The following is a 21,897-nucleotide window of genomic DNA, read 5'->3' on the forward strand; positions in this document are numbered from 1 at the left end:
GGTCATCGATGCCCTGTGCTCCACTCCGCCGACGGCCTGGAGCACTATCGCCTTCTTCACCGTGTCCAGGCCGACTATCTCCGGGGCATACTGCGAGGCGAGGTAGTCCAGCGGCGATGCGCTTTTCGCTACCGCCTCTATCCTCTTCACGTCCTCCTCTGTGATCGAGACGTCCTCAACGTTTTCTTTCTCCCCGCTCACCGCCTCGAGGACATGCGTCACATACACGCTCTTGTCCTTCCTCTCGACCTGCTTCTGCCTCAGTATGCCGGTCACGATTGCACGGTCGCCCACCGCGAATTTGTTCAGCGTCGCATTGCTGAAGATGACCCTCAGCGATATCGGCGTGCTGCCGACGTCCTCGTAGTTCTCGGTTATGATGGCCTCCTGGAACTTCTTCATCTGTGGCTTTCGCACCTCGATGAACGGCCCCTTTTTCTTGCACTCCGGGCATTGCCTTATGACTGAAGCATCTATGACGGGGAGGTCGAAGGTTGCCTCACAGGAGAGGCATTTGAAAATATGCGACGTCACCTCCTCCATCGGCGTATCGGAGATGTAGCGTATCCAGCCCCTTACCTGGACAAGGCGGTCCTTGTGCTTTTCCAGGCTCAGGTCGCTGATGTGCACGAAGAGCTCGTCTGCGTTCTTGATGATGAAGTGCGGCATAACGAAGTCGGGCCACTCTTCTCCAAGGGCGTTTGCGGTCTTGTAGTACATTGAATCGTAGAGGGCTGAATCCAGAAGCTCGAGTGTCTTCTCCGGATCGGCCAGCAGGGAGTCGTAGACGTCCCCGATCATGCGCCCGTAGTCGGCCCTCTCGTATTCCTCAGCGTAGAGGTCGTATACCTTCTTGCGCTGTTCGTCAGTCATCCCGGCGGTGAGCTGGGCTACCTCATCGTTGGTCGGCCTTCTGTAGTTCTGGGCGAACTCTTTTTCGCCCCTCATCCAAGCCAGATCAAGGTAGTACGTTTCATACCAATCATGGTCCTTGCCGTCTGCAAGGAAGCGAAGCATGAACTCCCTTGCATAGTTCCAGTCGATCACCCGCCCCCTCATCTCTTACTCCTCCCGTAGAACGTATCGAAGATCTTCAGCTGGAGCGGGTTCCTGCTGACGATGTCCACATCGTCCTGATGCCTCTCCTTGAAGACCATGAGAACCTTTTCAGCTGAATCCGGATCGTATCCAACGGAGCCCATGACGACTGTGTCGGTGGCCCAGAGATAGAGCGGGCGCTCCACGCTGACATATGCGTCGAGAAGGCTCTGGATCTCCATCTCATCCCATGAAAGCATCATTCCACCTCCCTCTCAATTTCCAGCTTTTTGCCAGTAGAACGAATGATGAGAACATCTCCCGGCTTCCAGCTGACAGAATCGACTATGCTCTTCGGAAGGCGTATGTAAATCCCCGATGAATGCGAATCTTTCTGTGCCTTCGTCTTGTCAATCATCTTTATCTCCTCTTCCATAACTTTCATAAGAAAGCATAAGATTACCTTCCTTATAAATCTTACGAATTCTTGATAAAATATATAAGTTTAAATTATTCTTTAGAATTTCATAAGAATGACTGAAAAACATGGAACCGGCAGTTTTCACCTTGGATCCAAGGGTGAAGGGCTGATCTACATCTCCAAGCGGCTCGTTGCAGACCTCCCGTTTTCCGACAAGGACCAGCTTAGGATTACCATCGCCGACGGTAAGGTAATCATCGAGAAGCTCTGATCTCACCATGATCCACCTCCTCGGCCGGTGTGCCGATGAGCTTTGTTCCGTCCGTCCTTAGCAGGATCTGCTGCTTATCCTGCCAGCTCAACGACTCCAGCAGCTTCTTTGGCAAATAAAGGCGTCCAGCTCCGTCCTTATCCCTATAAATTCTAGCTATGCCGATCAATTCATTCTCCTCCATTTTTTTCTCACCCTTACAATCCCGTAAGGAGATTGATATATATAAGACTTACGGATTTGTAAGGATTTAGTTAGAGTTTTAATAAACCGGTGGTTTCCGTAACCATGGAAATAAAAGACATTGGAAGGATCTATGTAGGCAGAGACGGTGAGGGAAGGCTCTACATACCTAAATCCCTGATGGCCAAGCTCAATTTTGCTCACGGGGAAAAGGTTAAGCTCACATTCGACGGGTCTAGGCTCATAATAGAAAAGCTCTGACCTCATGCTGAGCCACCTCCTTGCAAAAATGGCAGAGGCCCCTGGACAGGCGCTGGGATAGCGTTATTCTCAGGATCTAGGCCGCGCAGTTCGTCGAAGAAAAGTATGAACAATTTTTCTCTGAGATCGCTGCGTTTTACCCGCGGACTCGGATTTCCTGCTCCCCTCGGACCCGCTTATAAAGGTTGATCATCATTGTTTTGAAGCGAGATATCAAGCTAATTATAATGCCGTGAATTCTCCTCCATCGCGGAATGCGATGCATTGAAACCATGTATGATAGTGGTTGTGTGTTATGCAATGATTGTATAGTTACAATTTTTCATTGGAACAAGGCCTAAGTCGAGAAGCTACATATAATTATTTCTCAGAGCTGCCTTCAGGGATATATTCAAAGGAAAGGTTTATATAATTTCTACATTATCTTGTCGAGATAGGAAATAGCTATCCTGAGCCCACTTTGAATCCTGGATTAATGGAGGCACCTTAAATGAACGCTGAAATTCAGGATATAACAAGCAAAAGATGCAAAATAGAATACACATCGAACAAGATGATCCGAACCGTGGAAAAGAACCAGCAAGACTGAAAATAATCTGAATCAGTAACGCTGCTTTCATATATGGGCGAATGGAAATAGAACGTTATGGGTGAGAATGATGTCAGATGTCATTATGGTAAATACAGAATATATACCGGGCAAGCGCATAGTTAAGGTATTTGGTACAATCTGGGGCATAACTGTAAGAAGTAGAGGCCTGGGCGGTAACCTTGTAGCCGGTTTAAGATCGCTTGCAGGCGGAGAGATAAAGGAGTACACAAAGATGCTATCTGATGCAAGAAATACGGCAATGGAGAGATTGCAGAGTGCCGCAGAACAGATAGGAGCCAATGCTGTGATAAACGTCAGGTTTGATTCTTCGGACATAGGGCAGGTTATGACTGAAATAGTGGCTTACGGTACAGCAGTTCTCGTGGAGGATGTGACCGAAAATATAGAACGCGTTGGTCTATCATGATAGGGTGATATCTCTGGATTTGTTCCGAGGCCTCAACCGAAGATATGCACTTGAAGCTGTTGGCATCGGAATACTTTTCATGTTTCTTGCCCTGATAGTTCAGGAGATGATCGAAAGCATACCAGATGTTATTTTTCTGATCAGGATGCATTTTGATCTCTCCGCAATGATAGCCGATCTCTCTTCCATAGAGATCAAATATCCCATACTTTATTCCTTATATATTGGTTGTGCGGCTGGCTTTATTCAAGAAGGATTCACCTACGTATCGGTTGATACAAGAACAAGAAGAATGGCGTTTTTTATCGGTCTTGGTTTCTCTCTTGTTGATATATTTGTGCTCATCCTCTCATTTCTCTTGTCGGCTTTAGAGATCCATCATATTTCTGAAATCCCAGCTGCACAGGGTATTCTAATATCGCTTAACGTAATATCGTCTCTTCTCTTCCATCCTGGTACAGCAACATTCATGAAATGGGGCCAGATACAGGATATGGGAAGGTTAACCTATCTTATTTCTTCTATTCTTCATGCTGGCATAGACGGCGGGCTGGTATTTACAGATTTATTTATAATTTTGCATAGGGATCTATACCTATATGCTACGGTGATTTTCTGGTCCCTGGCGATTGTGATATCGGTAGCGATCTTTCTCTTCGGGCTATCTAAGCTGGCTTCCACAAAGGATGAAGACGAGTTTAGAAAGGAAAAACCGGTGGTATTCTGAAGAGGCTCTACTATCCATAAAAACCCATATTCACCAATTCCTAACGCACCGATCATCAGTTATAATTAAAAATAGATATAAGGAAATATAAGAATGATTTAAGGCAAACAGGATCAGTTCAGCTTGGCCACAAAATCCTGTATTTCCTTATAGTTCGGTTCTTTCCCAGGATCATCGCTGACCCAGGCATACTGGACGACCCCATTTCTATCGATCACAAAGACCGATCTCTTGGATGCCGTCAGACCAGGAACATTTACAAAATTCTCGTGGAGAACGCCGTATTTTTTCGATATTTCCCTGTTGGAATCGCTCAGCAGATCAAACGTGAGGTTGTTCTTCTTTGCAAATTCAGCAAGAGAAAACGGTGAATCAACGCTTATTCCTATAACCTTGGCGTTAACCTTATTGAAGTTTGCCATTGAATCCCTGAAAGTGCACATCTCCTTTGTGCAGACACTTGTGAAGGCACCTGGGAAGAAGGCAAGAACGACTTTCTGCCCCTTGAAATCTGAGAGCTTTCTCATCTTAAGGCTGGTATCCGGAGCTTCGAAATCCGGAGCTTTATCACCCACTTTTACTACCATATATATACCTCCATCATGCCCAAAAATTACAATGGGCAATCCCGAACGCATCCATTCATGGCCTGCGTATCTGACGCGCAGTCTAAATGAACCATTCAGGATGTATAGAGATATACGGGGTTTAATTTAACCTTTTGTAGCTTCATCTATTTAATTATTCTAACAGTCCTATTTCTCTCTTTGCCCATCGATATTATGCCTACGGATTTTCCAAGCTGATCTTCTATGAATTTTATATATTTGACAAGTTTGGGTGGTAGCTGATCTATAGATATCTTCCTGCCGCTTATTGAATCAGATATGGATCCCCATCCGTCAAACTCCTCGTATACAGGTTCAATCTTCTTGATGGTCTCCATATCCCTTGGTACATAATCTATGGGCTTGCCATCCAGTAGGTACTGCTTGCATACCTTAACCCTGTCAAGCATCCCCAGCGTATCGACCTTTGTTATCGCAAGCTCATCCACATCATCTATCCTGACTGCATACCTGAGCATCGGCAGATCGAGCCAGCCAACCCTCCTTGGCCTGCCTGTAGTCGTGCCGTATTCGCCGCCAAGATCTCTGAGCTGCTTGGCAAGGTCGTCCGTGATTTCAGTCGGGAATGGACCCTCGCCGACCTTTGAAACATAAGCCTTCGCAACGCCTATTATCCTGTTCACCTTTCTGAGCGAAAAACCTGTCCCCGTGTATATGGATGCGCTTATTGTGTTTGATGACGTGACAAAAGGGTAGAAGCCGAAATCAGGATCCAATAACACGCCCTGTGCACCTTCGAAGAGAATGCGCTTACCCTGGGAATATAATCTATCTATGGCCATCTCGGTGTAATCAAGATACTCCTTTATCTTAAGGCCGGCATCGTAAAGGGCCTGTGCCATCTCGTTCCTCTTCTCCGGATCTGAGAACTCGGTGCCCGAGAGCAGGTTGGAATGCATCCTGTACATGGTCTCTATCTTTTCCTTTACAACGTTGAAGTTGGTTATGTCGCCCATCCTTATACCTGTGCGAGCGTACTTATCCTCATAGGTTGGCCCTATACCTTGTGCCGTTGTCCCGATCATGAGGCTGGATCTTATCTTTTCCTCTTCAACGTCAAGCTGCCTATGCATCTTCGTAACAACATGGGCATTCCTGCTGACTATTATCCTCAGTGCAGGGTTCACTTTCTTCACTATTTCTATCTCCGGTATGAGCGAAATGGGATCGATCACCATGCCGCTTCCGAGAACAACGTAGGATGTTCTAAGCGATCCAGAAGGGAGCAGATGGAATTTGAAGGTACCATCATCGGTCACAACGGTATGACCTGCATTTGTACCGCCATTGAATCTCACAACAACGTCGTATGATCCGCTGAGATAGTCTGTTATCTTGCCCTTTCCCTCATCACCAAACTGCAGACCGACGACTGCTGCAGTTCTATCGCCTTCTCCATTAGGTGTGACCATATAGACCTTTACACTATATTCTGGAGAGATAAAAGGTTTCTTTGTCGTATTGACCGATCTCGAACAGACGCCGTGCGCTAGGTATCCTGATCATGGCATCGAAACGACAAAAAAATATAGGCTCTAACGCTTTAGATAGATCATGACAGAGGTACCAGAGGGTTTGAATTACACAAAAACGCACGAATGGTATAAGAAGGATGGCAACACTGCAACGATCGGTATAACTGATTATGCACAGTCCCAGATGACGGATATCGTGTACGTTGATCTCCCCAAGGTTGGAGACAAGAAGAAGGCCGGAGACGTGCTTCTAACAATAGAATCAGTCAAGTCCGCAGAGGACGTCTATTCCCCAATCACTGGAACTGTAACGGCTGTGAATGAGGAGGTGGCAAAGCACCCTGAATCCATAAACAAGGATCCATATGGCAGCTGGCTTGTGAAGATGACCATAGAGAAGGAAGGAGATCATCTATCTGCCGCTGAGTACAGGAAGTTAATACAATGACCGGCGATCACAGGGATCAGTATTACTGGAAAGCCAAGAAGGATCAGTTCAGGAGCAGGGCCGCATATAAGCTTGAGTTCCTGATAGATCGTTACGGCATAATAAAGAACGGTCAGTCCGTGCTGGAGATCGGATCGTCTCCTGGCGGATGGACGCAGGTACTGGTTGAAAGATCCTGTCATGTCCTGTCGGTCGATATACAGCCAATGCAGGAGATCCCTGGTGTGAAATTTCTGAAGTTAAACATTTTGAGGGAGGATGCTCCAGAGAGAATAAGAGAGGCCATGACTGATTCGGGTATAGAGGCCTTTGATACGGTTCTCTCCGATGCAATGTCCAAGACGAGCGGAATAAAGAGCTCAGATCATGCATCCTCCGTTGTTATCGGCGATGCGGTCATGAAGATAGCAGTGGAAACGCTGAGAAGGGGTGGAACTGCAGTTCTGAAGCAGTTCCAGGGAGACATGACAAACGACTTCATAAGGCGATGGGGGCAGTATTTCAGGGATCACAAGATAACAAAACCTCCAGCCTCACGCAAAGAATCCAGCGAGATTTACATAATATTCTATGGATTTTCAGGAAATGTCGGGTAACACGCCACTTCGTGAGATAGCCTCAATTCTTTGCGTTGTGTTCAAGAAAGTCCTTCAGCGGATCATAAAATTCAAGTTCTGTTATTATGAATACGCTGTGCTCCTTGTCCGTATCAAGATACTCATCAATTTTGCGTTCAATATAGGATAACCTGAACTCTTCAACCTTTCTGAGACCACTCACCCTGTTCATCGTCGCATTCCATCTCCTGACAAAATCCTCGGGGCTGGTATCTCCGAACTCCATTCTCGTCACATGCCTCTTTCTCAGGGAATTCCTCAGAAGATCGAACAGTTTCACATTCTTTGTGTAGAAATCGGTGTATTCCTTCTCAGGTACATCGAGTGGCCTCAGTTCTTTGCCATTTTCCTCGGCGTATTTTACGGCCTCTATATATATCGGAGGTGGCGTCATCACCTCGCCATAGATTGACAGGTGAAGGCCGTAGGATATCTCGTAATCCGACATGGAAAGCTCAAAGGGATCCTTGATAAACGCCGATAAACCGTCTATCTGTTCCTTGCTCAGCACTATGTAAATAGAACCGGGCCTCTCCTGATAGAGCTCGTTTCTGAGATCATCTCCGTCCCGAACGAGACCCTTGATGCCACCAAAGAGCGTTATGTCATGTCCGCCTCTTGTTATCCTTGCGATCATCTGGCTCTTTTCTCCAGCATCCTCAGGAGTTCGTCCTTTTCGGTGATCCTTTCAAGATCCACAAGATTCACAACTGGGCATCCGTTTATGTTTTCTCTGGTCGTGGATCTCTTACTTATGAGAAATGCATCCTCTTCCAGCACATCGCTTATTCTCTTCATCAGCTGAATCTTTGTGTTCTCCGTATCCTCGGATAGAATAGAGGCAATAAGCGATATGACATCCTCATCCCTCGCCAGCACATCGAACGGCATTCTGTATGCCGGTCTCGTGTCCAGACCTATCCTTTCCAGTATGTCCAGAAGCATCTGCACGTATATATCCTGGACCTTTTCTTCTTCTGGCAGTTCCTCAGGCAGGATCTTGAACAGATCCTGGTGATCCACAAGATCTCCCTTTATGATCTCCTGAAGCTTTAGAAATATGTCTATTGTGGCAGATGATCCGCTCTCATAGAGTGATATAGATCTTCTTGACACGCCAAGGTAATGAGACAGATATCCGATGGAAAGGCTCATCTTCATCCTCATCTCCCTGAGTGCCTCTCCGTTTATCTTCACGTAAAAGCCTCCTGGGCCAGAATAGATGTACGGCCTTTCACCGTTGATGTAATCCCTGAACGTTTCAAGGGACGAAATGGGAATGCCATGCCTGTAGTATATAACGCCATCTTCAAGCAGTCCGCCGCCAGCTTTTTCGCCAACTATGGTGGCAGTGGATCTCAAGAATTTTGCTACCTTTGCAAGCTCATACGCAGTCGTTGGTTTGAGAGTATCTATATTATACAGAACCTTCAGCACATATCTTTCTAGATCTCTCCTCGCAATGATATCAAAGGATGCTGAAAACTGCCCTCTCATATCCGCTACGGAGAACCCATTATCGAGCAGCATGGATATCGTTCTTGATATCAGGGCATCCTTTTTATCTTCCACATTGCTTATTATGATTGCTGATATTTAAGTCTTTTCATGCCTTGCAGGTCAGAATTTTATTTTTATTATTAGATAGATATCCATCTGTTTTTAGCAGTCATTATGAAAGAAGCATTAATTCGTTGATAATCACTTTTATCTTCGATTTATTATGTTTACATATTAATTAGTATAATTTAAATATCCTTTTGAAATATCATATCTGGTAGATATGGTTAAAGACTATGTCGCTATGCTCAAAGAGGCTGGATACAAAATAACCCCGCAGAGGCTCGCCGTGATTGAATATCTGAAGAAGGGGCCTGGTCACTTCACAGCAAATGACGTGTATAAGGAGATAAAGAAGACTATTCCAACGATCACCCTAGCCACGGTATACAACATACTCAAGGCGTTCGCAGACGTAAGATGCATCAACTCGTTCGACGTCGATGGCACTACATGGTTCGAAAATGAGGTTGAACTCCATGCGAATCTAATGTGCAAGGTCTGCGGAAATATCGTAGACGTGAAGATAGACAAGGGAAAGCTCCTCGATCTGTTGAAGGAGAATTCAGATGCAGATTTCGAGAACATAACGCTGTTCGTAAGGGGAGTATGCCCTGAGTGCAAGGCTAAGGAAAGGATGGAGTCCGTCAGCACAAAGCCGGTAATGCACTGATCTAAAATTCCCCTCTCATTTATACTTATATTTATCATTTGGCTTCTCATTGAAATGAAATATTTAGCCTCATCAAATCAATAAATTATCTTTAAAAGTTCTTTTGGATTTTTCCATCATCTGGTCACTCCCATTCAATGGTTGCAGGCGGTTTATTTGTTATATCATAGACCACACGGTTTATCTCAGGTATCTCATCCGTAACCGTATTCGCTATATCCTCCAGAAGGTCCCAGGAGGGTTTGGTGAACGTTCCAGTCATTGCGTCTATACTGTCTATCATCCTGACCGCCACAGTATATCCATATGCTCTTCTGTCTCCATGCACACCTGTAGTTCGCACGGGAAGGAGAACTGCAAAATACTGCCATGGCCGATCCTCTGGTTTAAGCGCACCTTCAACCTTGTCTTCCACGATCTTCGTCACCCTTTTAAGCAGATCCAGTTTTTCCGCAGTCACTTCACCCATTATGCGTACTGCAAGCCCTGGACCTGGGAAAGGTTGCAGATCAGTTCTCATACCCAGCTCCCTTGACATAGCTCTGATCTCGTCCTTATAAAAATCCCGAAGCGGCTCCACAAGCTTGAGTTTCATGTCCTTGGGCAAGCCTCCAACATTGTGGTGACTCTTTATGGTATCCCGCTTCTGACCGCCACTTTCGATCCAGTCTGGGGCTATTGTTCCCTGCAGGAGATATTCTGCCCCAAAATTCTCGGCCTCCCTGTTCAAAACATCTATGAATGTTTTGCCTATTATCTTGCGTTTTTCCTCCGGATCGACCACACCTTTCAGGGCGCTGAGAAACTCCTGAGATGCGTCAACTATTCTATAGTTCATACTATGATCCTCGAAGAATTTCTTGACCCTTTCGACTTCACCTATGCGCAGAAGACCGGTATCTACAAAGACGCAGAGCAATTTATCCCCCAAAACCTGCGATGCAAGGACGGAGAGAAGAGAGCTGTCCTGACCACCGGAAACGGCTATTATAGCGCGGCCCTTAACCTTATCGAGAATATCCTCTTTGATCTGTTCGATATAAGAAGAAACGCTCATTGTGACCGATTAAAAATATAGATAAATATTTTGTTGAAACTGGTTTTTCAGGTTTTCATTATGAAACCTAGAAAGACCAGGAGACCGATCACCACACCAATTATGGCAGCTATCACATAGAATATTGTTCCGAGTGCAACATATGCAGCCCACTGGCTCAGGCCAAAGTGGAACATATATTTCGGACCAATAATATCAATAACCGCAACCACCAGTCCAATGACCAGAAGAGCTGCTCCGGCAATCCTGCTCTTGCCGCTCCCGAAGTACGCAGTCAGTATACCGAGCACTATCAGCGACAGAGCCAGAAGCGCCAGGATAACCAGCAGGAAAACCTCCCAGTTCCATGGAGACCAAGGAATCACTATATCACCTCACAGTTTTATTCCTGTCAGCGTCTTTGTGTCAATAACCCCGTCAATCGTTCTGATCTTCTCTATCACCACTTCGCCTATTTCGGTGAAGTCCTTCATGTCGAGCTTGACAATTATATCGTACTCACCGAACAGAGGGTGCGCCTCGACCACTCCGTTGATCTTGAGCACCTTGTTATATACCTCATGTTCCTTTCCAGGAACGGTGCTAATCAGAACAAAGGCTATTGACAATTTTCATCACTAAACTGTAATACTGTAAAATGTTAATAAATTTTGTGTTTTTTCTATGTCTGAACAGGATCATGCGATTGAGCGATACTGATCGGAACCCTTGACGCATAATCATATTAGCCGGTTATTGATAGACCACTGTGCTGATAACCGAGATATTCCACAGCATTCAGGGTGAAGGGCTGTATGCTGGTCTGCCCATGCTGTTTGTCAGAACCAATATATGCAATATAAGATGTGACTGGTGCGATACGAAATATTCATTCTACGGCGGAAAGGATATGAGCCTGCAGGAAATCATAAGATCGGTTCAGGAGTCGAAGGAAAACTGGGTATGCTTCACAGGAGGAGAACCGCTGGTACAGAGAGAGGCGCATGAATTTGTCAAACAGGTTGTCGATCTTGGGAAGAATATACTCATAGAAACAAATGGGACGATCAGTGTTAGGAACTTTGTGTTCTCGGATCGGATCTTCATAGACATGGATGTGAAGCCACCGTCCGCAAAGGTCACGAAGGGATTTCTGATGGAAAACTTAAGATATCTCAGAAAGCAGGACTATCTTAAGATCGTGATAAAGGATGATGAGGATCTGAATTTTGCTTTGGACTTTGTTGATAGGTATGGTGATGGATTGAACTTCGTGTTCCAGCCTGCATGGGGTTCGGATATAAGAAGGATAGCAGATCGGATCTCAGGAACCGGATATAATATAAGAGTGCTTCCGCAGATCCACAAGATAATCTACGGTGATGTTCCAGGAGTATGAGATGATATGCCATATCAATAAATGGCTGTTTTTGCAAACAAATAAATCGTCATAAACGCTTATTGGATCATGGATGAACTCCTATCTATGCTCAATTTTATGGGCATGAAAGAGCCTGAAGACCTCTTTTCTGATGTGCCTGGGTCTGTAAGGAAGAGATCAATAGGAATCGGAAGCGGTCTTGATGAACATCAGGTTGTGGAACGCGCGCTTGAACTGGGCCGGAAGAACAGCATAGGAATGTTGAATTTTCTTGGAAACGGCATCTATGATAGGATCATACCAGAGGCGGTTAACTACATACTTTCGAAGCCAGAATTCCTGGACTCATATACTCCATATCAGCCTGAAATATCGCAGGGCATGCTTCAATCCCTCTTCGAATATCAGAGTCTCATCTCGGATCTCATGGCCATGGATGTTACAAACGCGTCCATGTATGATGGATATTCTGCCCTTGGGGAGGCCGCAAGGATGGCGTACAGGATCAACGGAAAGAAAAAGATCCTCATACCGGATTCCACCTATGACTCAAAGCTTTCGGTGCTGAAAAACTACGTCTGGGGTCTTAACATGGAGATAATCAGATATAAAATAGGAAATGACGGCATGATCGATCTCGATGATCTGTCTTCAAAGATCGACGATGAAACCTCGGCGGTGGTTGTAGAAAATCCAAACGGCTATGGTATCCTCGATAAAAATGTCTTTGCGGTCAAGGATATAAAGAAGGATGCAGCTCTGATAGCCTATGTCGATCCCATTTCACTGGGTGCCGTAAAGCCACCAGGAGAATATGGGGCAGATATAGCTGTGGCTGAGGGGCAGCAGCTTGGAATACCCATGAATTTTGGCGGACCACTGCTGGGGATAATGTCTTTCAAGATGGATCATATAAGGAGATCCCCAGGAAGGATAATAGGCGAGTCCGTAGATTCCAATGGAAGGAGGGCTTATGTGATGACGCTGCAGACTAGGGAACAGCACATTAGGCGTGCCAAGGCAACAAGCAACATATGTTCAAACCAGGCTCTGCTGACGCTTGCCGCATCTGCATATCTTTCCATAATGGGATCGTCTGGGCTGAAGAAGGTTGCCCTGTTGACGATAAAGCATTCAAGGATGCTTAAGGAAAAGCTTTCGGCGGCCGGCATCAAACCATACTTCGACACGGAATCGTTTTCAGATGTCATGTTCAGGCTCAACAGGGAAGTTATGGAAGGCCTTGCATCCAGAGGTATACTGGGAGGGCTGAAGCTGACCAGCTTGATCAAGGACACATCCCTCAGAGATGCAACATTCTTTACGGTAACGGAAAAGACTGATGCTGAAAAGATTGAGAAGCTTGCAAAGGCGCTGGAGGTGATCTGATGGAATTCAGACAGGCGTATTATGACGAGCCTCTCATAAAGGACATAAGATCAGACAGCACGTTCAAGATCTCTGAAGACGTTGATGAAAATCTCCTTTCGCAGGATCTGAAGAGAAAGGATCTGAATCTGCCAGAAGTTTCAGAGGTGGATGTCGTCAGACACTACACCAGACTATCGCAGATGAACTATACCGTGGACGTTGGCATCTATCCTCTGGGTTCCTGCACCATGAAGTACAATCCAAAATATGCCGACAGAATAGCATCCTATGAGGAGTTCAGGAACGTGCATCCATTCCAGCCTGAATCCACCGTACAGGGTACACTGCAGGTGATGTACGAGCTTCAGGAGTTTCTGAAAAAGATATCGGATATGGATGCAGTTACATTGCAGCCGATGGCCGGTGCTGACGGAGAATTCACCGGCATCCTCATAATTAAGAAGTACTTCGAAGACAGGCATGAGGACAGGACTGAGATAATAATACCGGATTCTGCACATGGAACAAATCCCGCTTCAGCGACGATGGGCGGGTTTGACGTAGTGGAGATACCGTCAAACAGCGATGGCATGGTGGATCTGAGTGCATTGAAGGCGGCGGTTTCCAAAAAGACAGCAGCATTCATGATAACCAATCCGAACACGCTTGGCATTTTCGAGCAGCACATAGTTGAAATAGCCAAGATAATACACGATGCCGGTGCGCTGCTCTATTACGACGGCGCCAACCTGAACGCAATATTCGGCATAACCTCGCCAGGTATCATGGGCTTCGACATAGTTCATTTTAACCTGCACAAGAGTTTTGCAACCCCACACGGTGGTGGCGGGCCTGGAGCAGGACCGGTGGCCGTTAAAGCCTTCTTATCGGACTTTCTGCCAGTTCCGGTCGTTGGATACGACGGCAGGAGGTACTTCCTCGATTACGGTAGGAAGAAGAGCATAGGGAAGGTATCATCGTTCTACGGATCGTTCTCAGTTCTTTTGCGCGCATGGTCATATGTGATCAAAAACGGAGATGAAGGCCTTAAGAATGCAACCATAAGGGCTGTCTTGAATTCCAATTACCTCAAGAAGAAGGTTGAGGGTTACTATGAGGTGCCTTACTATCCACTTAAGAAGCACGAGTTCGTTCTTTCAACCGAAAACACCGGGAGACGTGCGCTTGACATAGGCAAGTACCTGCTAGATTACGGTATACATTCACCAACGGTGTACTTCCCGCTGATCGTGAAGGAGGCTATGATGATAGAGCCCACCGAGACCGTGAGCAAGGCGGATCTGGATACGTACGCAGACGTCCTCATATCAGCGCTGAAGGTACCGGAAGAGGATCTGAAATCGAGGCCAAGGAATACGGCTGTTTCCAGGATAGATGAAGTGAAAGCTGCAAGGGATCTGAAGGTGAGATGGTAGGCCGGATAAATAATACCTCCTTGAAATGCCGCACCTCATCTTCATATTTTCATTCTTTTATTCATGATAATATTTTGCTACCATAATATTAAAGAAAAATTATCCATTTGAAAATATATTCAAATCTGAACATTTTCCACGATTAGATACACGGACATTCTCCAGCAGGAATATTCGAATGAATTTTGCAAGGCAGTTGTGAATATGGCTGTTGCAGTCTGAATATAGCCATACGTTCAGACGTTTCCTCGTTAAAAGGAGATACAAAGATTCAGTTGGTGGCAGTTTACATCACTTTATGCCTTCACATCTATTCAGCAAAAATATTTGGAGGGTTGTAAACCACTCTGATTATACGCTGTGCGATTTCCTTTTCCTCCATGATCGATAAGTTTCATTTAGCGATCGGATTCATGCCATCGCATAAAAATGAATAATACTATATTACTGAATAGATGGTGCAGGATTATCAGCCAGCTGAATGGGAAATGCGGGTATGCTGACGGTGGTATTGTAAACTTCATCTATTAACCACTGAACTGCATAGACCGATCTGAAATCTGGTTCGTTGAAATAGTTGTCGTCGAATATCGTGAAGTAAGTGCCATTTTTGTATGCATTGGTCTCATCGAACGGGGCGGTTTTCATCACTGAAGAATTGACATACTGATCCAGCAGTACTATGTCCGGCGAATCGTTCAATATGAGCGATCCTGGAACAGTATAATATCCCGTACCGTTGACTATATTGCGCAGATTGGCTATGTTGAAGAAATCATTTATGAATGTCTGGTTACCGGCTGTCCAGTACCCGCCCTCGGTGCTCAACAGATAGAATATGCTCATCCTCTTTCCGTCAGAAAGCCTTGTCGCATTCTGGTGAAGATACACCAGTGATGTCTGCATCCAGTTTACAATCTTCGAGGCGTTGGCCTGTGTTCCCGTTATATTTCCAAGCTCCAGGATCTGCTGCTCTATCTGGGTGAAGTTATTCTGGCCAACCTCTATAACCGGTATACCCATATCAAGTATCTTCGTTATGACGTTCTGTGGATAGTATGATGGTATGGTTATAACGGCCTGTGGAGATACGTTCAGCAACTCTTCGTAATTTACCGTATCCAGCTCACCAACTATGGGGAGACTCAGATTCCTGGGATAAGATGTATAGGTGCTTATCCCGACCAGATCCTTCTCAGCTCCAAGGGCGTACAGGTTCACGGTTATGCTGGGCAGAAGCGAAACTATTCTTGTCAGCGGATGTGTGAAGGGGAGTTTTGCATTTGGTGCATATACCTGGGCAACATCGTTTGTGCCTATACCCTCCTTATAGTAGAAATATGAAACACCTGCGATGACCACTAAAGCTATCACAACAATGGCAACCACGGAATTTCTGTTCATGAATTTCACCAAGTAGATTTTAGTTTACGTAAACTCACTTCAATATATTAACATAGCGATCTTTATTATAGTGAAATAAATTTAAGTAACATAAAGAGGGATTAATTGGTGTTCTCAGAAGTTCGCTATCATAATCGATCTATAAGGATGCCCGCAGTTTTATTAAGCCTGATCCTTCTGATAGCGATCTCAATCCTATCGATTGGCATGGGAAACATATCTATCCCTGTCAGGAGAACAATGGAGATAATTTGGGATCAGATACCATTTTTGTCAGCTATACATCATTTTGCCGTACCCAGGAATGATTATCTAATCGTTACTGAACTCAGAGAGCCGCAGATCGTTGGAGCAATACTCGTGGGTTCCACTCTTGCCATAGGCGGTTCTGTAGTTCAGAGCATATTCAGAAATCCAATAACGGAACCGTATATCATAGGTATATCCAGCGGTGCAGCACTTGGTGCTGTATTGAGCATAGCACTCTCGCTCTCATTTCTTGGATATTATACCCTTGAGATCAACGCATTTGTCTTCAGCACGGTCACGGTGGCACTGGTTTATCTGATATCGTTCCGTCATGGAAGGGCGCCGCCCACATTTCTACTGCTTATAGGGATCTCACTTTCATTCTTCTCCTCGTCCATAGTGTCTTTCATAATATTTTCAGACGTGAATCTTGCAGGAAGTGAATACTTCTGGCTTCTGGGTTCGATAGAGACCATAAGCTGGTCTGAGATAATGACTTTGATTCCGGTTGTGATCTTCTCGTCCATCGGTATATACCTACTTCGTAATGAACTAGATGCCCTGCAGATGGGAGACGAGCATGCACAGTCTATAGGTGTGAACGTTGAAAGGACCAAGGCAATACTAATCGCGCTTGTGACGTTGAGTACCTCGGCCGTTGTTTCTGTCTCCGGTCTCATAGGATTCGTCGGACTCATAATGCCTCACATATCAAGGCTAATATACGGTGGTTCAAACAGATACGTGATACCCACCTCAGCGATCTTTGGATCCATATTCCTCATGGCGGCAAACGACATCTCCAAGGTGATAGTTCGGGGAGAGGTCATACCAATAGGCATAGTAACGGGAATAATCGGCGTTCCATTCTTCATATACCTTCTGAACAGGATGGCCAAAGGATCCTATCTTCAATGAAAGATAAAAGATCAATTATAGAGGATGATGAGACTTATCAGGATGGCAAGATTGAATCCTGTTGCGATAAAACCTATCTTTTTCATGGGAAGATCCTTCACAGCAATTGCGGATAAAGCTGCGGCAGTGAATATGACTGAAAATACATAGAAGACCATCTGGTACGAGATCAGCAGGTCTGGTATCAGAACCAAAATGGATGACACATATACAGGCAGTATGCGACGGAGAAAGAGCCTTTCGAACCTGATCTTCATTATCCTTGCATTAGCTATCTCCACAGGAACAGATCCCATAAGAACCTCGCCTGCACTCAGTACAAGAAAGATCGTAATATTTCTGATCGTCAGTGAGTGAACGAAGGATGAAGACACTATTAGAAACATCGATGTCAATGTCAGTATGGAGAATATACGTGTGTAAAGCTTTCTCTCTCCAAACCTGAAGAGGGCAACATAAGTCGCTAGAAACACTGCAAAGAACAGCAGCGGTGTCACTGGGATCACATGGATCACCGTTATATAGAGAATCCATCCAAGAAGAAGCGGACCGATCACGAAAACATAAGCATGGTTGGCGTAGAGAAATCTCAGCGGCCCACGTTTTGCCTTCCACACCCTCAGTGCAGAAAGTATCGGATCATAAAGAAAGAATGTAGTCAACATGATCAGAAAGGTTACGATACCATATATGTAGAATCTGAAGTTTGATATCAGCGAAATGATCAGCGTGTTCGCCCATACAACTATAAGGCCGTGTTCTCTGGGAACGGCAAGCTTGAATTTTGATCCTTCGGACATTGACTCATCGCCGTCTGATAGGCAGATAAGGGTACAGATTCATCTGGGATATGTATTTATTGAAGCATCATTGTTAAAGAAACGATCTGTGGAACGACATGCGCTACGATGATTAGGCATAGCCGAATATTCCTGCTGAAGAAGATCCATGTATATAATCGCTGAAGATCCGAGTCTTACGGCTTCGATCAAACCAATAACTTTGCCATTAGAACTCTTCGTCTGCCGATATATTCAGAGGCCAAGTTCTATGACGGCATAGAGAGAAATAAGCGTGAGAGTGAGAACAGGAAGAGCGGCCATAAAACCGATCTTCATGTAATACGCTGGTGTTATCTCTATGCCGTGCTTTCTCTTAAGCGTGTACATCCAGAGCAGAGTGGCCAGAGAACCTATCGGGGTAAATTTTGGGCCTATGTCATTGCCTATGACGTTAGCATAGATCAGGAATCTGTTTCCATGAAGGTTTGAAACGGTCAGAACACCCATCATCGTTGAGGGTAGATTGTTCATTGATCCGGCGAGAAACCCGAAGAACAGACCTCCAAGTACCGTATATGCTGGATTGCCCAAGATCATGAGATGCCGCATCAGATCCGTCAGCAGTTGAGTTAATCCAGCATTTCCAAAACCGTAAACAACAACGTACATCCCCAGGGAAAAGAGAACTATTTGCCATGGAGCCTCCCTTATCACGGCTTTTGTGTTTATCTTTCCGTTAACTCTTGCCAGATACAGGATTATTAAGGCTGCTGGCAGTGCGATGAAACTTACAGGGATGCTGTCTATGCTCGACAGGAAATACGCTAGCACGACAAGGGCTATGAACGGAAAGGCAAGCCTGAATATCTGCCTGTCCACTATAACCTTATTCTCGTCACCAACATTGGCGGTATTGTACTGGACGGATGCCTCTCTCCTGTATATGAGGATCAGCACAGCAAGGCTTGCCAATATGCTGACAAGATCCGGTATTATCATAGTTTCCGCATATTCTGCAAATGATATACCGAAATACCCGGCGCCAATTATGTTCACAAGGTTGCTGATTATGAATGGGAGGCTGGAGGAATCGGCTATGAAACCGGTGGCCATTATGAAGGCTGTTGCCCTCCTTTTGTCCATGCCAGTTCTTGCCGTTATGGCAGAGACTATGGGTGTCAGCACCAGAGCCGTGCCGTCATTGGCAAAGAATGCGGAGATGGCTGATCCAAGCAAAACTATTAGGACGAAAAGCCTGAGGCCATTGCCTGCAGCAATCTTCGATATCCTTATAGCATAATATTCAAAGAATCCGGAATAATCAAATACCAGAGACATTATTATTATCGCAACAAAGGTGAATGTTGGATTCCATATTATATTCCATACTTTAACGATATCATAAGGTGTTGATATTCCCAGCAATATTGAGATCAAAGCGCCTATGAGGGCAGAATAGCCAATATCCAACTTCCAAGGTTTTGCTATCACAAGAATGAGCGTGAATGTAAAAACCGCTGCAGCTAGCAGGAGACGGAATAAGAACACCAACAAGTATCGCTGGTACTTATAAAAAATTTGATGACATCACGCAGTCAATGGATTGGCTTCGTTGCATATCGTATATATCTGATCCAGATCAAAATCTCAGTTCTAAATCTGCGGATTCGGTATCTCCCATACTGTTATGAGATAATCCGAACGAACATTGTCTACATTGATGTATTAGCATCGAGATTGTATCACAGAAATACCAGATGGAGAGGTTAAGAATCCTCGCTCTTATTGAAATAAGGCTTCTTGACAAAAAAATTATGGTTTGAGAGGTATGTTTTATTTCCTCTCCGCTATGGGAACAAACTTTCTCTCCGCAGGGCCAACGTATACTGCCCTCGGCCTTATCAGTCTCTGCTGCTCCTCAACATACTCTATGAAATGCGCCTGCCACCCAGTAACTCTTGAAAGAGCGAAGAGAGCTGTGTATATATTGTTTCTCAGCGGGAAACCTAGAGACATGTACACTATTCCAGAGAAGTAGTCGGTGTTTGGATATATTCCCTTAGAGCCAAAGTTCTTAACGCCCAGATCCTCCAGCTTCGTTGCTATATCGTATATCTTGCGCACTTCTGGTTTCTTGCTTGATAGTTTATCAGCAATTCCCTTGAATATCTTTGCCCTTGGGTCGTAGGTCTTGTACACGCGATGGCCGAAACCCATCAGCCTCTTCTTTCCATTTATTATGTTATCGTTGAACCATTTCTCCACGTTGGCTGGATCCTTTATCTCGTCAAACTGCGCTATCGCAGCTTCAGCCGCGCCACCATGCAATGGCCCCTTCAGTGCGGCGAGCGCAGCGGTTATACCAGAATACATATCAGAGAGCGTGGATACAGCAACAAGCCCAGCAGTTGTTGAAGCCGGCACTTCATGATCCGTGTAAAGTATGAGCGCCGTGTTCATTGCATCTATCTCTTCCTTTGTGACCTTTCTGCCGAATGCAGCCGTAAGGAAGCTCTCAGCATAACTATCGGACGGCTTAGGAAGCTCTGGAGGCATGTTCATAATGTGCCTGTATACGTTTACAGTTATGGCTGACATTCTCCCGATCATCTCTGCAGCCACGTCTCTGTCTGTGTCCTTGTTCCACTTGAACTTTATCTCCGATGCAGCCATGGATGCAACCGCAGCCATCTGCATGGCAACCGAATCCGACTCCCTGGGGAGCTGTCTTATGGCATTTATGACAAAATCGGGTATCTTGTATCCCTTCTGTATGGTTTCCTTGAACTTTCTCAGCTCCTGCGCCGTAGGAAGGTTTCCATACAGGAACAGATACTGTATCTCTTCATCCTGAGCGCCTGAAGCAATTATATCCTCAACGGAATAACCTCCGTATCTTAGAATGCCTTTATTTCCATCAATCGTCGTCAGCCTAGTCCACTTTATATTGACATCCTCAAGTCCCTTACTAATTTCTTCAGTTTCTGGCATTAAAACACCTCTACATATATGATATCTTTTAACGCTATTTGAAATTTCGTCGTATAATTTTGTATGTGTTATACATAATTAAATATTCAAATAAATAGATTATAATTATACTATCTAATAACGGTCAGATCCTATGAAGATAATGCGAAGTATGATCCGTACGTGGAATAAAATTAATATGCTCACGCTGTAAAAGAATGTGAGGAATACCTTGAAGAAAAGCGCCTACGGACACATAACTGTGATGAAATATGGCAACGATGCCGATCTAGAGAGGTCGGCTGTAGAAATCATCCGCGAAATCTATGGGAAGAAGATAATAATATACACGCCTGGCCACAGACAGATGGCAAACAGGATAGCAATCGAGGTTCCTGATACAGATCTTTTTGAAATAGCCGATTTTTCAAAGATGATCGTTGATAGCCTAAGGAGATCTAGGAATCTCGGCCATCAGCTTGCATCTGAAATATTCGGTGAAGAGGCATCGTTCCGCGGAATCAGCATATTTCTGGTTGGTTATGATAAACTCATGGTATACGATTTCAATGGTCCAAACGCGAACTTCACCAGAGAGTTTATCGACGCTTTTCTTGCCATGATAGATCCATCGACGAATGATAACCATCTGTATTTTCTGTCGTCCAGGCCAGACAGCGCAGTTGACGATATAATTTCTGTGAGCATGATCATGGTCTGATGTCTGTGGAATCTTTTTTTTAATACCTTAAAAGCAACCTCATTGAAAATCGCTTTGAAAGAGTTCTATTTTTCCTTGAGGGAACTACTCCTCAGCTGGAGATTCGTAGCATCCTGCTTCAACGATCAAACTCTATCCGCGTACATCCAGATCGCAGTTTCCCGTCATTGGAAACTTTCTTTCGGACCACGTCTGGAAGAAGGGTTACGGAGGTTGCGATCTCCACAGGCGTGAATTCGGATCTCAGAGATTTTAGTCAACTATCCTGCCACTTTGTTATAGTGGAGGATGCAAAAATATGGAAAGA

At 45.0% G+C, this 21,897-nt stretch carries 27 protein-coding genes; 11 read left to right on the top strand and 16 right to left on the bottom strand.

All coding sequences use genetic code 11. The features are described from left to right. The 5 genes from Q0C15_RS02980 to Q0C15_RS03000 all read right to left on the bottom strand — a co-directional run. The coding region (locus Q0C15_RS02980; protein WP_297215946.1) for a hypothetical protein at positions 1–1,059 on the bottom strand (1,059 nt) is incomplete at its 3' end. Next, the gene (locus tag Q0C15_RS02985; protein WP_297215949.1) at positions 1,056–1,301 is read right to left on the bottom strand and encodes a hypothetical protein; all 246 of its coding nucleotides are present in this window, start codon (positions 1,299–1,301) and stop codon (positions 1,056–1,058) included. The genes Q0C15_RS02985 and Q0C15_RS02980, both read right to left, overlap by 4 nt. Further along, a complete protein-coding gene (locus Q0C15_RS02990) occupies positions 1,298–1,456 on the bottom strand; it encodes an AbrB/MazE/SpoVT family DNA-binding domain-containing protein (protein ID WP_297215952.1) in 159 nt (52 codons plus the stop codon). Before Q0C15_RS02990 ends, Q0C15_RS02985 begins: the two co-directional genes overlap by 4 nt. Next, entirely contained in the window at positions 1,449–1,739 is a 291-nt protein-coding gene (locus tag Q0C15_RS02995; protein ID WP_297215955.1) for a hypothetical protein, read from the bottom strand. Before Q0C15_RS02995 ends, Q0C15_RS02990 begins: the two co-directional genes overlap by 8 nt. After that, positions 1,714–1,914: a hypothetical protein gene (locus Q0C15_RS03000; RefSeq protein WP_297215958.1), complete on the bottom strand. Its 201-nt coding sequence runs from the start codon at positions 1,912–1,914 to the stop codon at positions 1,714–1,716. Before Q0C15_RS03000 ends, Q0C15_RS02995 begins: the two co-directional genes overlap by 26 nt. A 104-nt stretch (positions 1,915–2,018) precedes the next feature. Between Q0C15_RS03000 and Q0C15_RS03005 the strand changes: the two genes are divergently transcribed. The 3 genes from Q0C15_RS03005 to Q0C15_RS03015 all read left to right on the top strand — a co-directional run bounded on the left by Q0C15_RS03005 (position 2,019) and on the right by Q0C15_RS03015 (position 3,920). Next, entirely contained in the window at positions 2,019–2,174 is a 156-nt protein-coding gene (locus tag Q0C15_RS03005) for a hypothetical protein (RefSeq protein WP_297215961.1), read from the top strand. A 659-nt stretch (positions 2,175–2,833) separates the two neighbouring features. Beyond that, entirely contained in the window at positions 2,834–3,193 is a 360-nt protein-coding gene (locus tag Q0C15_RS03010) for a heavy metal-binding domain-containing protein (RefSeq protein WP_297215963.1), read from the top strand. Positions 3,194–3,197: 4 nt separating this feature from the next. Further along, a complete protein-coding gene (locus Q0C15_RS03015; RefSeq protein WP_297215966.1) occupies positions 3,198–3,920 on the top strand; it encodes a hypothetical protein in 723 nt (240 codons plus the stop codon). A 113-nt stretch (positions 3,921–4,033) separates the two neighbouring features. Here the strand turns inward: Q0C15_RS03015 and Q0C15_RS03020 are convergent, their stop codons facing one another. Further along, positions 4,034–4,507 carry a peroxiredoxin gene (locus Q0C15_RS03020; RefSeq protein WP_297215969.1) on the bottom strand — a complete coding sequence of 158 codons (474 nt, stop codon included), beginning with the start codon at positions 4,505–4,507 and terminating at the stop codon, positions 4,034–4,036. 146 nt (positions 4,508–4,653) lie between these two features. Next, positions 4,654–5,961, bottom strand: a complete 1,308-nt coding sequence (locus tag Q0C15_RS03025) for an adenylosuccinate synthase (protein ID WP_297215972.1) — start codon at positions 5,959–5,961, stop codon at positions 4,654–4,656. A gap of 142 nt (positions 5,962–6,103) precedes the next feature. Between Q0C15_RS03025 and gcvH the strand changes: the two genes are divergently transcribed. Both gcvH and Q0C15_RS03035 read left to right on the top strand, forming a co-directional pair. Further along, positions 6,104–6,472, top strand: a complete 369-nt coding sequence (gcvH, locus tag Q0C15_RS03030) for a glycine cleavage system protein GcvH (RefSeq protein ID WP_110642568.1) — start codon at positions 6,104–6,106, stop codon at positions 6,470–6,472. Beyond that, positions 6,469–7,068 (top strand): RlmE family RNA methyltransferase, encoded by a 600-nt coding sequence (locus Q0C15_RS03035; RefSeq protein WP_297215975.1) that lies wholly within the window; start codon positions 6,469–6,471, stop codon positions 7,066–7,068. The genes gcvH and Q0C15_RS03035 overlap by 4 nt, the downstream gene beginning before the upstream one ends. Positions 7,069–7,090: 22 nt before the next feature. Here the strand turns inward: Q0C15_RS03035 and Q0C15_RS03040 are convergent, their stop codons facing one another. Then, positions 7,091–7,726 carry a hypothetical protein gene (locus Q0C15_RS03040; RefSeq protein WP_297215978.1) on the bottom strand — a complete coding sequence of 212 codons (636 nt, stop codon included), beginning with the start codon at positions 7,724–7,726 and terminating at the stop codon, positions 7,091–7,093. Further along, positions 7,723–8,661: a transcriptional regulator gene (locus Q0C15_RS03045; protein ID WP_297215981.1), complete on the bottom strand. Its 939-nt coding sequence runs from the start codon at positions 8,659–8,661 to the stop codon at positions 7,723–7,725. The genes Q0C15_RS03040 and Q0C15_RS03045 overlap by 4 nt, the downstream gene beginning before the upstream one ends. Before the next feature lie 211 nt (positions 8,662–8,872). On the opposite strand from Q0C15_RS03045, the gene Q0C15_RS03050 reads away from it, so the two are divergent. After that, positions 8,873–9,322 carry a Fur family transcriptional regulator gene (locus Q0C15_RS03050; protein WP_110642587.1) on the top strand — a complete coding sequence of 150 codons (450 nt, stop codon included), beginning with the start codon at positions 8,873–8,875 and terminating at the stop codon, positions 9,320–9,322. Positions 9,323–9,446: 124 nt separating this feature from the next. On the opposite strand, the gene guaA is transcribed toward Q0C15_RS03050, so the two are convergent. The 3 genes from guaA to Q0C15_RS03065 are packed head-to-tail and all read right to left on the bottom strand — an operon-like array spanning position 9,447 to position 10,987. Beyond that, the gene (gene guaA, locus Q0C15_RS03055) at positions 9,447–10,379 is read right to left on the bottom strand and encodes a glutamine-hydrolyzing GMP synthase (RefSeq protein ID WP_297215986.1); all 933 of its coding nucleotides are present in this window, start codon (positions 10,377–10,379) and stop codon (positions 9,447–9,449) included. 47 nt (positions 10,380–10,426) lie between these two features. Continuing rightward, on the bottom strand, positions 10,427–10,744 hold the full coding sequence (locus Q0C15_RS03060) for a hypothetical protein (RefSeq protein ID WP_297215988.1): 318 nt from the start codon (positions 10,742–10,744) through the stop codon (positions 10,427–10,429). A 9-nt stretch (positions 10,745–10,753) separates the two neighbouring features. After that, positions 10,754–10,987 (bottom strand): Lrp/AsnC ligand binding domain-containing protein, encoded by a 234-nt coding sequence (locus Q0C15_RS03065; RefSeq protein WP_010916553.1) that lies wholly within the window; start codon positions 10,985–10,987, stop codon positions 10,754–10,756. 140 nt (positions 10,988–11,127) lie between these two features. Between Q0C15_RS03065 and Q0C15_RS03070 the strand changes: the two genes are divergently transcribed. The 3 genes from Q0C15_RS03070 (at position 11,128) to gcvPB (ending at position 14,546) form a co-directional block, all read left to right on the top strand. Then, positions 11,128–11,757, top strand: a complete 630-nt coding sequence (locus tag Q0C15_RS03070; protein ID WP_297215991.1) for a 7-carboxy-7-deazaguanine synthase QueE — start codon at positions 11,128–11,130, stop codon at positions 11,755–11,757. Between the two features lie 69 nt (positions 11,758–11,826). Further along, the gene (gcvPA, locus tag Q0C15_RS03075) at positions 11,827–13,128 is read left to right on the top strand and encodes an aminomethyl-transferring glycine dehydrogenase subunit GcvPA (protein WP_297215993.1); all 1,302 of its coding nucleotides are present in this window, start codon (positions 11,827–11,829) and stop codon (positions 13,126–13,128) included. Next, entirely contained in the window at positions 13,128–14,546 is a 1,419-nt protein-coding gene (gcvPB, locus tag Q0C15_RS03080) for an aminomethyl-transferring glycine dehydrogenase subunit GcvPB (protein WP_297215996.1), read from the top strand. Before gcvPA ends, gcvPB begins: the two co-directional genes overlap by 1 nt. A 444-nt stretch (positions 14,547–14,990) precedes the next feature. Here gcvPB and Q0C15_RS03085 read toward each other — a convergent pair whose 3' ends face one another. Next, the gene (locus Q0C15_RS03085; RefSeq protein WP_297215999.1) at positions 14,991–15,950 is read right to left on the bottom strand and encodes an ABC transporter substrate-binding protein; all 960 of its coding nucleotides are present in this window, start codon (positions 15,948–15,950) and stop codon (positions 14,991–14,993) included. A 108-nt stretch (positions 15,951–16,058) separates the two neighbouring features. Here Q0C15_RS03085 and Q0C15_RS03090 point away from each other — a divergent pair, with 108 nt between their 5' ends. Then, positions 16,059–17,117: an iron ABC transporter permease gene (locus tag Q0C15_RS03090; RefSeq protein ID WP_297216001.1), complete on the top strand. Its 1,059-nt coding sequence runs from the start codon at positions 16,059–16,061 to the stop codon at positions 17,115–17,117. Between the two features lie 11 nt (positions 17,118–17,128). Here Q0C15_RS03090 and Q0C15_RS03095 read toward each other — a convergent pair whose 3' ends face one another. The 3 genes from Q0C15_RS03095 to gltA form a co-directional block, all read right to left on the bottom strand. After that, the gene (locus Q0C15_RS03095; protein ID WP_297216003.1) at positions 17,129–17,917 is read right to left on the bottom strand and encodes a hypothetical protein; all 789 of its coding nucleotides are present in this window, start codon (positions 17,915–17,917) and stop codon (positions 17,129–17,131) included. 234 nt (positions 17,918–18,151) lie between these two features. Next, complete coding sequence (locus tag Q0C15_RS03100; RefSeq protein WP_297216005.1) at positions 18,152–19,447, bottom strand: arsenic transporter; 1,296 nt, start codon at positions 19,445–19,447, stop codon at positions 18,152–18,154. Positions 19,448–19,732: 285 nt separating this feature from the next. Beyond that, positions 19,733–20,890 (bottom strand): citrate synthase, encoded by a 1,158-nt coding sequence (gene gltA / locus Q0C15_RS03105; RefSeq protein WP_110642551.1) that lies wholly within the window; start codon positions 20,888–20,890, stop codon positions 19,733–19,735. A 199-nt stretch (positions 20,891–21,089) separates the two neighbouring features. Between gltA and Q0C15_RS03110 the strand changes: the two genes are divergently transcribed. After that, entirely contained in the window at positions 21,090–21,590 is a 501-nt protein-coding gene (locus Q0C15_RS03110; RefSeq protein ID WP_297216010.1) for a hypothetical protein, read from the top strand. The last annotated feature ends 307 nt before the right edge of the window (positions 21,591–21,897 follow it).

Origin of the sequence: Thermoplasma sp. (genome assembly GCF_023256435.1) — an archaeon.
In the GTDB taxonomy this organism is placed as follows: domain Archaea; phylum Thermoplasmatota; class Thermoplasmata; order Thermoplasmatales; family Thermoplasmataceae; genus Thermoplasma.